Annotated in this window: 10 protein-coding genes and 1 riboswitch; of the genes, 5 read left to right on the top strand and 5 right to left on the bottom strand. The window is 52.4% G+C overall.

What is annotated here, in order from left to right:
• Positions 1-10 precede the first annotated feature (10 nt).
• The 3 genes from U6B65_10940 to U6B65_10930 all read right to left on the bottom strand — a co-directional run bounded on the left by U6B65_10940 (position 11) and on the right by U6B65_10930 (position 4,729).
• Positions 11-970, bottom strand: a complete 960-nt coding sequence (locus U6B65_10940) for a glycosyltransferase family 2 protein (GenBank protein ID WRS26841.1) — start codon at positions 968-970, stop codon at positions 11-13.
• Positions 967-3,588, bottom strand: coding sequence for a YfhO family protein (locus U6B65_10935; GenBank protein ID WRS26840.1), 2,622 nt, complete (start codon positions 3,586-3,588; stop codon positions 967-969). Before U6B65_10935 ends, U6B65_10940 begins: the two co-directional genes overlap by 4 nt.
• Positions 3,589-3,664: 76 nt before the next feature.
• Complete coding sequence (locus U6B65_10930) at positions 3,665-4,729, bottom strand: prephenate dehydratase domain-containing protein (GenBank protein ID WRS26839.1); 1,065 nt, start codon at positions 4,727-4,729, stop codon at positions 3,665-3,667.
• Positions 4,730-5,425: 696 nt separating this feature from the next.
• On the opposite strand from U6B65_10930, the gene U6B65_10925 reads away from it, so the two are divergent.
• The 3 genes from U6B65_10925 (at position 5,426) to U6B65_10915 (ending at position 6,853) form a co-directional block, all read left to right on the top strand.
• The gene (locus U6B65_10925; GenBank protein WRS26838.1) at positions 5,426-5,737 is read left to right on the top strand and encodes a hypothetical protein; all 312 of its coding nucleotides are present in this window, start codon (positions 5,426-5,428) and stop codon (positions 5,735-5,737) included.
• 7 nt (positions 5,738-5,744) lie between these two features.
• On the top strand, positions 5,745-6,149 hold the full coding sequence (locus U6B65_10920) for a HEPN domain-containing protein (GenBank protein ID WRS26837.1): 405 nt from the start codon (positions 5,745-5,747) through the stop codon (positions 6,147-6,149).
• A gap of 233 nt (positions 6,150-6,382) precedes the next feature.
• Positions 6,383-6,853: a hypothetical protein gene (locus U6B65_10915; GenBank protein ID WRS26836.1), complete on the top strand. Its 471-nt coding sequence runs from the start codon at positions 6,383-6,385 to the stop codon at positions 6,851-6,853.
• Here U6B65_10915 and U6B65_10910 read toward each other — a convergent pair.
• Positions 6,847-7,293 (bottom strand): DUF188 domain-containing protein, encoded by a 447-nt coding sequence (locus U6B65_10910; GenBank protein WRS26835.1) that lies wholly within the window; start codon positions 7,291-7,293, stop codon positions 6,847-6,849. The two genes, U6B65_10915 and U6B65_10910, sit on opposite strands and share 7 nt — an antisense overlap.
• A 467-nt stretch (positions 7,294-7,760) precedes the next feature.
• On the opposite strand from U6B65_10910, the gene U6B65_10905 reads away from it, so the two are divergent.
• Both U6B65_10905 and U6B65_10900 read left to right on the top strand, forming a co-directional pair.
• Complete coding sequence (locus U6B65_10905) at positions 7,761-9,044, top strand: Glu/Leu/Phe/Val dehydrogenase (GenBank protein ID WRS26834.1); 1,284 nt, start codon at positions 7,761-7,763, stop codon at positions 9,042-9,044.
• Positions 9,045-9,482: 438 nt separating this feature from the next.
• The gene (locus U6B65_10900) at positions 9,483-11,714 is read left to right on the top strand and encodes an InlB B-repeat-containing protein (protein WRS26833.1); all 2,232 of its coding nucleotides are present in this window, start codon (positions 9,483-9,485) and stop codon (positions 11,712-11,714) included.
• An 87-nt stretch (positions 11,715-11,801) separates the two neighbouring features.
• Here the strand turns inward: U6B65_10900 and thiT are convergent, their stop codons facing one another.
• Entirely contained in the window at positions 11,802-12,371 is a 570-nt protein-coding gene (thiT, locus tag U6B65_10895) for an energy-coupled thiamine transporter ThiT (protein WRS26832.1), read from the bottom strand.
• Between the two features lie 61 nt (positions 12,372-12,432).
• Positions 12,433-12,535: riboswitch (TPP riboswitch) on the bottom strand.
• Positions 12,536-12,595 lie beyond the last annotated feature (60 nt).

Below are 12,595 nucleotides of genomic sequence, written 5' to 3'. Positions count from 1 at the left end.
GGCGTTTGTCTTATGCCTGCTTTTCCTGATCCAGCACCGTTTCAATAATATACCGGGGGCGGGCCTTGACCTCTTTATAAATCTTCCCGATGTATTCGCCCACAACACCCAAAGCCGTAAGCTGAAGGCCGCCAATAAACCACACCAAAAAGATCAGTATCCAGCTGGGATGATACCACCACCCCGCCAGCTTGGCAATCAGGGAATAAAGGCCGAACAGCCCGCCGGTAGCGGCCAGAACAACCCCCACACCGGTAATAAATGCAATGGGCTTCACGCTGAAAGAGGTAACTCCATCCATAGCAAAAGCCAGCATCTTTTTAAGAGGATATTTAGATTCCCCCGCAAAGCGCTCACCACGGGCATATTCCACAGTAGCGGTTTTATAGCCAATCAGCGGCACAATACCCCGCAGAAAAAGGTTCACCTCCCGGAACTCGCTGAGCCCTTCCAGTGCCCGGCGGCTCATGAGGCGGTAATCCGCATGGTTGTATACAATTTTAACCCCAAGAGCATCCATCATCTTGTAAAAGCCCTGTGCAGTGCCCCGCTTAAAGGCAGTATCGGTGGTGCGCTCACTGCGCACACCGTAAACAATATCGCAGCCCTCGTAGTATTTCTCCACAAAGCGGTCTACAGCGTCAATGTCGTCCTGCAAATCTGCATCCATGGAAATCACCACATCCGCCCTTTCCTTGGCTGTCATCAGCCCGGCCAGAAGCGCATTCTGGTGTCCCTTGTTCCCCGCCAGCTTAACCCCGGAAAAAATCGGGTCCTGCCTGTGCAGTGCATCAATCAGCTCCCAGGTTTTATCCCGGCTGCCGTCATCCACAAAAAGAATGCGGCTTTCCCGTGAAACACTGCCGGCCTGTATCATGCCGGTGAGCTTTTCCTTCAGGCGGCGGGAGGTTTCATCGAGAACCTCCTCCTCGTTATAACAGGGCACTACGATATACAAAGTGTGGTTCATTGCTTGTCTCCCTCTTCCGGCTGCTGGTCGGCTTCGCCGGAAACTTCTGTGTTAAGTTCAAAATGAAAGGATTGCTCCTCTTCATCCAATTGGTGGGGCATATGGTGATGATCCGCTTCGTTGAGGGTTTTTTGGAGCTCCTCCCGGCGGGTTTCGGAATCCCCAAAGGTTTCGCTGTAAAGATCCCACTCCATACGCACAGTCTCGCCAGTTAACAGCCGCTGTGCCACCGAGGGCTCCGCCTGGGGCTCCTTTTTGCGCATACGGCGGAAAACCAGCATATAAACCACCAGCAGAATCAGGCAAACCAGCGTAACCCCCGCACCGAGAACCAGGCCCGGCGGCGTGAAATTAAAGCGAATCACCGATTCCCCGGCGGGAACCCGCACAGCCATAAAGCCGATGCTGACATTTTCCACCACAGCCGCTTCACCGTTGACGGTAGCGCTCCAGCCCTTTTCATACGGCACACTGAAGAACATGAGGGTATCGCTGCTCAGATTGGAGCGGGCGGTAAAGCCCTTATTGTCAATGGCAAAGTCATAGGCGCTTTGCTCCCGGCGGGCCAGCACATCCTCTGCATACCGGGTCTGGGAAAAATCAGTCAGCTCCCGGATATCCAGCGGTGTGAGGATATCCAGATTGCGGTCAATGGCTTCTTCCTCCAGCAAAATCCCCCGGAGCAGAAGCTGGCCCCGATGCTCGTGGGTTTCCGCATCAAAATCCTCCCGGAGCATGTACTGGTTGTAGCCAAAGCCCATGGGGAGCCAGTATTCGTTTTCGTAAATATTGTAACCCAGCTGGTTATCGTAGTATTGGTAACCAGGCATAGGGGATTGATCATCTTCTGTATCCTTGATAAACAGCCAGCGAACCGAAAGCAAAGGGCGCAGGGCATAGTAGCGTGTTTCCGGCTTGGAGGAAACATCCCGCTTCACTCCCACCTCCGGGTAAAAGGTCATCAAAGAAGAAGGCACAATGGAATGGAAAGCCTGTATGTTGGGCAGGTTCCAGAACATAGCCGCATTGTCCGAACCTTTGTAAACATCGGTGCGGGCGAAGGGCTCCGAGGGGAGCTCCAGCTCATACCGCCCCTCAATTTGGGTTTCAATCAGCTCTTCCGAGCGTCTGGAGCCAATCCAGCCGTTGGCAATGGTAATGATGTTGACCACAATGGCCGCTACTCCGATGCAGGCGCCAAGCTTTTTGGCAAAGTGGGGCTTGCTGGCTTGGCGGATAATGATCAGGGTAAGAATCAGCCCAGCCATGGCAACCATAACCCAGCCCCAGAAAAGCTCTGCGTCTCCCATAAGACCGAAGGAAATATCCTGATTTCCCGGCAGGCCGATCAGCTTCCCAAAGGAAGACTGCACATGGTCAGGGTCATCCATCTCCATAAATTTAGGGGTCAGCCCAATAATGAAGGTAACCACAAAGGTGGCCAGCCAGACCCCCCGCACCGATTTCTCATAAAGGCGGTTATCCTCCTCCGCCCGCTCCAGCGCCACAGCGGTGGCCACACACATAAGCAGAATGGGCATATAAAACCAGCGGGCATAATAAGAGTGGTTAAACAGGATAAACAGGCTGTTCAGTCCGGGAACCAACGCCAGAATAAGGCAGCAGGTCAGAATGCTTTTGAGCCAGTTTTTCTTGCTCTGCATAAAAAAGGCGGCCACACCGCTTACAGATACCAGCGGCAGCCATGCGGAAAGGGAGGACCACTTTGCCCCATGATCGGGGAAAAAGTTGGGCCGTGCCGGCATATCGGCCGGAAACAGCAGGCTGGATAAAATCGCCGGCAGTCTTTGCCCATGGGAATAAAGCCAGAAATTCCACCCGGTGAGCAGGGAATCGGCACCGGTGCGGGGGTTGCCCATCAGAGCCAGAACCGAGGGCAGCAGCACCATCATCGCCAGCCCCACCCCCAAAACCGATTCCGCCGCAATCCACGAAAAAGTTTTCAGGTTCATTTTCCAATCCACAGAGCGGCTGCGGAAAATCACATACAAAATCACAAAAACAACCTCGCCGATGAAGAACCAGTAGTTCACCATGGCGCAGATTGCCACCGAAATGGCAAACAGCCCCCGTTTGTTTTCGGTAACCAGTTTTTCCAGCCCCAAAAGCATCAGCGGAAAGAACACCGCCACCTCGTGGAAATGGTTGAAAAAGATATTAAAGCTCATCCAGCCGGAAAGGGCATAGAGCATGGCGCCCAGCACTGCGAACTTCCGATCCCGCACAAAACGCTCCAGATAAAGATAGGAGGTAAGTGCGGCACAAGCGGTTTTGAGCATCAGCAGCGGCGCCATGAGATAGGGCAAAAAGGCTGTGGGGAACGGCAGTGTCAGCCAGAAAAAGGGGCTGAACAGCAGATAAAAGCTGTAGGAGCCGATAAAGTTGACCCCTAAATCGGTGTTCCAGTTCCAAAAAATGCTGCCGCTGCGCACAGCCTCGTGCGCCAGCCGGTAAAAGGGAATCTGCTGAACGTTAAAATCCCCGTAGTAAATAAAATACCCCTTCCCGATTATGATAAAGGGAAGAAAAAATACAAAGGCAATTGCCAAGGTCAGCCCGAAAGCTTCCCACTTCCTGCTTTTTGTCTGCTGTGGCATCCCCAATCTCCTTTCGACGTCATTGTTGGCCATATGGCCTTTTGTCATCCACTAATTGTATAATATATAATTGTTTTTACCCGGAGTAGTTCCCCAAATACTGAAAATGATCAAACCGCCCTGCCATATCACTGAGCAGAGCCGCTACTTTAGTATCCCCAATTTTTCCCTTAAAATCAAGGTAAAAAATGACACTGAAATCCCGGGTGCCCAAGGGCATAGACTGTATGCGGGAAAGATCCAAGTCACACAGGGCAAACCGGGTCAGAAGCTGTGCCAGCGCCCCCGCCTTATTGGGGAAAGAAAGGGTGATAGAAATGGTATCTGCCCCGGGGAGAATCCAGTTTTTCCGAGCAATGGTGATAAAGCGGGTGTAATTCTCCTCGGAATCCTGTATATTCTCCGCAACAATATCCAATCCGTATAATTGAGCAGCTCGCTTAGAGCAGATACAAGCAATGGGGTGTGGGCTGAGCGATACCCTTTGGGCGGCCGCCGCTGTATTGATGTCGCTCTCGGCGGGAACGCCCAGCTTTTCCAGATACCGGCGGCACTGGGCCAGCCCTTGCGGGTGAGAATACACGGTTTGAATGCTTTCGGGCGAAACTCCCGGCGATACCGCCAGACAGTGCTCCACCTTCAAATTATACGCCTTGCATATATACAGCTTATATTGTGTAACCAGATTGAAAACCTGCTCCACCTGCCCAGCGCTGGAGTTTTCCAGAGGAACAAGGCCAAAGGGAACCTCCCCCTTCGAAACTGCCTCAAATACATCCCGGAATTGCTGCAAAAACACAATGTCCGGCTCCTCAAAAAGCTGTTCACAGGCAGCGTGGGAATAGGCCCCCGGCACACCTTGACAGGCTACCCTCTCCCTTTTGGGAAAGCGCTCCAAGGGAACGATGGGGTGCTGTTCCAAAATTTCCAGTGAGGAATCCGCCAGCATCCGCTGGCATTGGGCAATTTCCTGCAAGCCTGAAAAAATCAGCCGGGTGCTGGCATCCTGTTCCTCTGCCGCTTCCTGCAAAATCTCGGGAATAGCGCCGCTGCCTCCTGCGGCCGAAAGAGCGATGCGCTGATTTAAAAGCCTCTTTATCTGCCGATCCAGCTCTGAGAGCTGAGCTTGATTGCTGTGCAAAACAAATCGCCTCCTTGTTGGCCATACAAATCTGCCATGGAAGATTCGTATTATCAAGTATGGTTTACTTTATAGAGTGTCTTTTCCGGCTGCTTTTCCTGCTTGGTTTCAGCAAAAGCGCCCCTTTTTACTTGTGTTTTATGAAAAGTTACGAATCGCTCCTATTATTTACCAAAAAACATGGTATAATAAACGCAAAGCTCTTATTATACGTCCCATTCTTATGGCCCGCCTTACGGCGATGGCCAATTATACCATTCACTGCGTTCATGATATAATAACCGCAAAGCGCTTATTATACGTCCCATTCTTATGGCCCGCCTTACGGCGATGGCCAATTATACCATTCACTGCGTTCATGATATAATAACCGCAAAGCGCTTATTATACGTCCCATCTTTATGCCCGGCCTACGGCCACGGGCAATTATACCATAACGCTTCGCTTTTATGGCATAATAACCGCAAAGCGCTTATTATATGTCCCATCTTTAATGCCCGGCCTACGGCCATGGGCAATTATACCATAACGCTTCGCTTTTATGGCATAATAATCGCAAATCGTCATTATAACCTGCGCTTTATGGTATACTATTCAATAAAACAAGCCTTGTTTCATTTACAGAAAACAAGAAATCACAAGCCCCATTATACTGCTAACCTGCCCAAGAATCAACGAGGTAAGGGAGTTTATTCCATGAGCCTGTATCGCCAATCCGACTGCATTGATTATGTATGCGGTGAAATTATCCGCATGCAGCATCCCCAGAAGATCATTCTCTATAATCAAAGGCTGGATTCTCACGAAAATACCTACAGCTTCAAGCTATGCGTGGTGGTGGATACCCCCGATGCTGATAAAACGCTGGAGGAAATCTACACACAGGTGGATTGTGAAATTCCCTATGATATTCTGCTTTATACCTCTGAGGAATGGGAAATGCTGACCCAGCAGCCAACCTCCTTCGCCACCCAGATTCAGGATTCGGGTAAGGTGCTTTATGAGTAGGCGGGGAATGCGGCAATCGGATAGCCGGGATTATGACGACTGGATGGAGCGTGCCTATGAGGATGTGCTCTGTGCCCGGCTGCTGGCTCAAAAAGAGGATTGCCTCAACGGGGCGGCCTTTCATGCGCAGCAGGCGGTGGAAAAATCCCTCAAGGCTTATATCCTGTTTAAAAGCCGCTCGCTGGTGGATGGCCACAATCTGGTCTGGCTTTGCAAAAAAGCCGCCGGATGGGATGCCGGCCTGCGGGATTGGCTGGGCAGCTGCATTACCTTGAACCGTTTTTACATTGAAGCCCGTTACCCGGCGGATATCTCCATTGAACTGGAACCCGCTCAGGCGCAGGGGTTCGCCGATCTGGCCGAAAAGCTTTTTGACTATGTGGGACAGGCAATTGATCCCGCTGGAAATTAACACAGCATTAAAATGCCCTCATTCTGAGGGGTGTTCCAGACTGTAGACATAACAGCCTTCAGCTTGAAGACGTTGTGGTTTTGATTCGTAATTCTTCCTGCGTCGAATTGATTTCGACGCAGGAATCCCGCCTTTTGCGCCGCAGCGGCGCAATCCGGGGGGCCTATGGGGGGCATTGGATGCCCCCCATAGGGGGTATAAACAGCAATTCTTAGTATGAGGAGGCCTTCCCTTTGGGTAAATATCTCGTTCGTTATATGATTTTCTGGCTGCCGGGGGCCATTTTAGCGCTCACCTTTCAGAATGATTCCATGTTTTCGGTTATTCTCCAGTGGTTTTTCGCCTTTTTCTTTCTATTCGGCTGGGCGGTTAATTCGGGAATGGCTTCCGCCTACTATCCCCGATCCACCCTTTCCTTTTTGTTGGTTTACACCGGCATCGTTGCTTTGGGGTTGATTGCCATGTATTCCGCCAGCTACCACAGCCAATGGGGCAATACGGTTCGCCTAATTGTGGGGCTGCTGAGCTTTCAGCCAATGGATATTGCCATACAGCTTTTTCTGCGCTACAGCATCCCCCACGAAGCCTATGTTCTGGGGCTGCAGGTTATCACCTGCCTGATCGGCTATTTTGTGGGGCTGATCTACCGCAAAAGCAAGGGAATCGGCCGGCGCACCCTGCGCTACCGGATGCCCCGCTACTGAGCACTGCGCCCAAGAAGCGCTTCCAGTTCCTTTAAAAAGGCCGCATCCTGCTCGGGGCGGCGCTTGGCACTTCCCCGCAGCCTGCCGCCCGCCATACGGATTTTTCGGGCGGTGTGCCGAGCCAGCAGAAGGCTCTGGATGTTTTCCTCACTGTAGACCATGCCGTCCTGACTGATGGGAACCGCCCTTCTGGCCAGACACATGGCGGCAAGGCCATAATCCTGTGTAACCACAATATCCCCGGGATTGAGCATATTCACCAGTGCAAAATCCACACTGTCCGCCCCCTTGGAGACTGTAATGGTTGTGGCTCCCGGGCGCTCAAACACATGGGAGGTATCACAGAGAATCAGGCATTCCACCCCGGCCCGCCCAGCGGCGCCAATGGCCTCTTCCACCACCGGGCAGCCATCCGCATCAATTAAAATTCTTGGAGCCATGTTTGTGCTCTCCTTCGTTCGGCCCTCAGGGCCGATTTTTTTATGCCAAAACGAGTATGAAAGGGATAGAGCCGCCCATGAAACAATCGGGCAAGAGCACTGGCCCAAAACATCACTTTGATGCAATCCTTTGTTTTGTTTTTTCCTCCCAAATCCTATAGACCTGAAAACAGGATGAAAACCATACAAAACATAACCATTCAATCTAGCTTGATTGCATAAAAGAAACGCCTCTTCTTGTATTGCAAAACAGCGCGATGAATAATCAAATTAATAGTACAGGGTTTTATTCATGAATTCAACCAATAGTCCCGTTTTTTCATCAAAAGGAGGCTTCAAGAAAAGCAAAAAGAGAATTTCTGCCCAAGAAACAAAACAATATTTTATTGGAGGCAGCAAAATTTGACAACGGTTAGTTTAGTATCTATACTAATGGAATAACACAGTTGTATGCAGGAGGTTTCTTTATGGCAGCAGGATACAATCCCTTTCATAACGCTCAAGCACAATTTGACCATGTGGCGGAAAAACTGGGTCTGGATGCAGGCACAAAGGCTCTTTTGCGGGAGCCCATGCGGGAAATGCATTTCACCATCCCGGTTAAAATGGATGATGGCACCACCCGGGTGTTTAAGGCCTATCGCATCCGCCACAACGATGCCCGTGGCCCGGGGAAAGGCGGCATTCGCTTTCACCCCCACGAAACAGCCGATACTGTCCGGGCTCTTTCTATGTGGATGACATGGAAATGTGCCGTTGTGGATATCCCTTTGGGCGGGGCCAAGGGCGGCATTGTCTGTGACCCTCAACAGCTTTCTCCCGGTGAGCAGGAGAGGCTTTGCCGTGGCTATGTTCGAGGGCTTTACAGCCTTATGGGCCCCAACATTGATGTGCCCGCCCCGGATGTCATGTCCAACGGGCAGCATATGCTTTGGATGCTGGATGAATACGAGGTTCTTTCCGGGGGGCGCTTCCCCGGTATGATTACCGGAAAGCCTGTGGGTATGGGTGGTTCTTTGGGGAGAACACAAGCCACCGGCTATGGCGTGGTGTATGTTTTGGCCGCCATGCTGCGCAAGAATAAGATCGAGCTGAAACAAACCTCCGCCAGCCTTCAGGGCTTCGGCAATGTGGCAGAATATACAGCCCGGATGTATACCCACTTAGGCGGAACGGTCGCGGCGGTTTCCTGCTGGGATCAGGAGGATTCCAAAGCCTATACTTACCGCAAAAAAGGCGGCTGTGACATTGAGCAGCTTGCCGCAATAAAAAACACCTTCGGCGGCATCGATAAAGCCAAGGCAGAAGCCTTGGGCTATGAGCGCCTCCCCGGCAAGGCATGGCTTGAACAGGATGTGGATATTCTCATCCCCGCCGCCTTGGAAAACCAGATTACCCCCGCTGTGTTCCCTCATATCTCCGAGAAGGTCAAGCTGATCTGTGAGGCCGCCAATGGCCCTGTCACCTCTGACTGTGATCCTCTCATTCAGGAGCGGGGCATCCTGCTGCTGCCCGATTTCCTCACCAATGCAGGCGGGGTAACTTGCAGCTATTTTGAGCAGGTTCAGTGCAACAGCAACTATTTCTGGAGCCAAGAAGAAGTGCTGGAAAAGCTGGAACTCAGCATGATCCGTGCTTTTGAAGCGGTTTACGCACTGGCGCAGGAGCAAAACCTCTATATGCGTGATGCGGCCTATACCATCGCCATCAAGCGAGTGGCCAATGCCGTGAAGCTGCGGGGCTGGGCCTAACCCAGAGCCTTTGCCTGCACCCTAAAACCACAACCTCATTCTCAGAGCACCCTCCTATGGGTGCTCCTTTTTTTGCTACTTTTTTGCATATTGCGTTTATATAATGCCTGCTAAACAATTCAAAAACGTAACAACAGCAATACTTTGACGGCGCTTTTGGATTGTTTAGGTGCAAGGTTTTTGCCGAATTCGGCCAAAAACCTTGCACAAAGGATTTGCGGCGTGTGTCCGCAAATCCTTTCAGGCAGTCAATCAATGGTTCTAAAACGGCAAAACAGGCCTGTTTTGCCGTCAAACAGAGCAATTTTTGCTCTGTTTGCAAATGCGCTTCGCAAAGCGCATTTGTTCAGTGGACATTATATAATTTGCCATTATTGGGGAAAGCTACCTTATATACATCCCACCTTCATTTCTGCTATAGAAAGGAAAACGGCTTTTATGAAATCCCCGATGGTAAAGTATACCCCTATTTTCAGGCTTGTTTGCGGGCTTCTCGCCGCCTTTTTCTCTCTGGGTAATCTTTCTCTGGCCGCCAGCCCACAGGCCGTGCTGCCGCTCCCGCTGCCCAAGGGGGAATCCCTCTTTTTTGTGGATGCCGAGCCTCAGCCCGCTCAGGCCGCAACCCATTATGCGGCCAGCGGCGAAGAAATCCAAGCCATTCTGGATAAGCTCAATGCCTCCGCCGCCACTTACATTGAGGCTGTAATTGTGCTCACCAAGGATTTCATTGCCTTGGAGCGGGAGCTGCACATCAGCGTGGAAAGGGGCTACACCCGGGGGAAATCATGGAAGCTGACCTTTGCTTCCGCTTCGGGCAACCCTGTGCTGCTCTATGCGCCGCCGATCAGCCAAAACGGGCAGGAGCAGGCGCTTTACCGGCACCTGTATATGGATTCCCTGACAGTCACTCTGATTTTTAACAAGGTGGTGCTGGATGGCACCGGAGCGGCCGGCGGCGTTTATTACCGGGGCGCCCCACAGGAGCGAACCACCTCCCCCACCGCTCTAACCCTCGGCGGAGCGGTGCTCCAAAACTGCAATCGCACCGCCGACAGCACCTACAGCAGCCCTCTTGCTGTTTCCCAGTGCGATTTTATCATGACCGGCGGTGAGCTAAAAAAAAATCGTGGCAGGCGGGGCGGCGCCCTTGGATTGGGGCCGGGCACCCGGACGGTTATGACCAATGTGAAAATTTCCGGTAATCAGGCGGTGGAAAGCACCGGGCGTGTGGCCGAGACCAACAAGGGCGGCGGCATTCTCGCCTCAGGCCAGCTGACCGAAGGCTTTGGGCAGACACAGCTCAGCCTCACCGGCTGTGAGATCTCCGGCAATACGGCTTATGAGGGTGCAGGCATCCATGTGGATACCACCGGCAGCTACAGCCCGGGAAGCACCGCCCAAACGCCGCAAAGCCACACCTACGACAGTGTAACCATCACCGGCAACCGTGCCTCCGCTTATGGCGGCGGTCTCTCACTGGGCCGTATCTCGGATGCAGATGCTGCACAAGGCCTGCGCCCGCTGGTTCAGGCCACCATACAGAGCAGCGAGATTTCAGGCAATACAGCCGGCCTTGAGGGCGGTGGCATCTATGCCCGCTGGCAGGCCCCCAAGATGAATATGACCGGCTCCCTTGTGATTGAAGGCAGCAAAATCTCCGGCAACACGGCCGGATCGGTTCAGGCCAACGGAAAAGGCGGCGGTATTTCCGCCAGTTCTCTGAGCCTGACCAATTCCACTGTGGAGAAAAACAGCGTGGCAGGGCGCAGCAGTGCCCAAGGCGGCGGCCTGTTTCTGGGAACCTTCGCCGAGGGGTTCGCCGCTGATCTCTCCCTGTCCGGAACCTCCTTTAACGGCAATCAAGCCAAGGGCTCCCTTTTCTTTCAAAGCGCTGGCGGCGGCATCTACAGTGAATCCCCTCTCACCGTAACCTTGGATGCAGGAATCAGCGACAACAGCGCCGATCACGGCGGGGGCATCTGGATTAACCGGAATCTGTTGGTGGTGCGGCCCAGTGGTTATTTTTCCGGCAACCGGGCAAGAGGCCCTTATATGGGTCTTTCGGCTCGGGATATGGCCCTGCACAAAACCCACATTCTCACCAACCGCTTCACAAGGGGCCTGCAATACGGCTACAACAATCTGGATATTGTTTTTTCCAACAATTACCCATATCTGGTGCGCTTTTACCGGGGTGTGGATGACCCCAACCCCACCGAGATTGAGGTCAACGCCGGGGATCGGGTTCCCCAGCCCGCCATTGTCGAAGGTGATCCGCCCTTGCTTGGCTGGTATCAAAACCCAGATTTCCGTGAAAGTTCCAAGTGGAATTTCAGCACCCGCACCATGCCCTGTGCCAATCTGGATCTTTACGCCAAATGGGGCAAAGAGCCTGAAACTATCATTCCGCCACGGCCCCCCCAGCCTTCGGAGCGCCCCGATCCCACGCCCGGCACCAACCGGCCCAGCGGCGGTTCCAGCATAAGCCGCGGGAATCCGAATTATCCTCAAGTCACCTATCCCGGCGATGAAATCGACTTTCCTTCCGTGGATAACCCCGGCACAGGCAGTCCGCTGGAAATCGGGCTGCTGATTGGCGGTGGCTTGCTCCTGCTGGCTGGGGGTCTGCTGCTCCTGCTGCACAAAAAAGCGGGCGGCCGTTTCAGGTAGGCCTGCAAATCACCTTAATGCAAAAGAGCTCTCCTTCGTTTTTAGGCGAAAGAGAGCTCTTTTTTGTTGGGGGATAGCCCAAAGACCTTAACCCGTAATGGAAGAAGGATCTCTTTTTTTCAGCATGCTGAGCAGCAGCACAGAAGCAACCGCAGTCAGAATAATCTCGGGCACCATATAGCTGGCGTTGTAGGTCATGGAATAAATCCAGACCGGTGTCCCCTCCGGCGCATAGCCGCCCCAGATCAGAATGCCGGAAAGGAAGCTGCAAAGATACCGCAAAAGGCCGGTGGTCACCACACCCACAGCCACCCGAACAGAAAAGTTGGAAATGCCTTTTCCAAAAACGCAGCTGGCACCAATCACGGTATAAGCCAGTATATAATCCAGCAGGATACACCCGATTATGGCGGGAATGGTGGTGGCGTAAAGAACATTTTTAAAGCCCAGCACCATTTGGATAAACCCGTTAACAGTGCCGGTGAGCAAACCCCACTTGACTCCACGGCGGAAGGAAACCACCACCAACGGCACCATGCTGCACAGGGTAATGGAGCCGCCCTGAGGCATTTCAAATATGGGAATGTAGCTGAGCAGTGTGGCCATGGCCGCCATAATGCCACACTCGGCCAGAATCCTTGTTCTGTTTTTTTCCATTTAAAACAACACCTTTCTTGCTATAAAAATAAAAAATAAACGCACCATGAAGAAAGCTTCTCAGTGCGCTGTTGATGCTTCCTACGCTGGCATTACCCAGATCAGGTTATAGGGTCATGGAACATCCATATCTCAGCCCCCGAGGGGCTCCCCTGCTCACGATATTCAGTTTGTGATTTCATAATAGTCCATTGCCGGGGAAATGTCAAGGGGCAAGCCTGCTT

It is taken from the genome of Oscillospiraceae bacterium MB08-C2-2, from assembly GCA_035621215.1.
GTDB lineage: Bacteria > Bacillota > Clostridia > Oscillospirales > Ruminococcaceae > WRAV01.
Note: the sequence above shows the minus strand (reverse complement) of the source record. Positions and strands in the feature narration are given on the sequence as shown.

Excerpts from the sequence above, each read along its gene's own strand:
- U6B65_10940 (WRS26841.1), bottom strand. The coding sequence starts at position 970 with ATGAACCACACTTTGTATATCGTAGTGCCCTGTTATAACGAGGAGGAG.
- U6B65_10905 (WRS26834.1), top strand. The coding sequence starts at position 7,761 with ATGGCAGCAGGATACAATCCCTTTCATAACGCTCAAGCACAATTTGAC.
- U6B65_10900 (WRS26833.1), top strand. The coding sequence starts at position 9,483 with ATGAAATCCCCGATGGTAAAGTATACCCCTATTTTCAGGCTTGTTTGC.
- U6B65_10920 (WRS26837.1), top strand. The coding sequence starts at position 5,745 with ATGCGGCAATCGGATAGCCGGGATTATGACGACTGGATGGAGCGTGCC.
- thiT (WRS26832.1), bottom strand. The coding sequence starts at position 12,371 with ATGGAAAAAAACAGAACAAGGATTCTGGCCGAGTGTGGCATTATGGCG.
- U6B65_10925 (WRS26838.1), top strand. The coding sequence starts at position 5,426 with ATGAGCCTGTATCGCCAATCCGACTGCATTGATTATGTATGCGGTGAA.
- U6B65_10910 (WRS26835.1), bottom strand. The coding sequence starts at position 7,293 with ATGGCTCCAAGAATTTTAATTGATGCGGATGGCTGCCCGGTGGTGGAA.
- U6B65_10935 (WRS26840.1), bottom strand. The coding sequence starts at position 3,588 with ATGCCACAGCAGACAAAAAGCAGGAAGTGGGAAGCTTTCGGGCTGACC.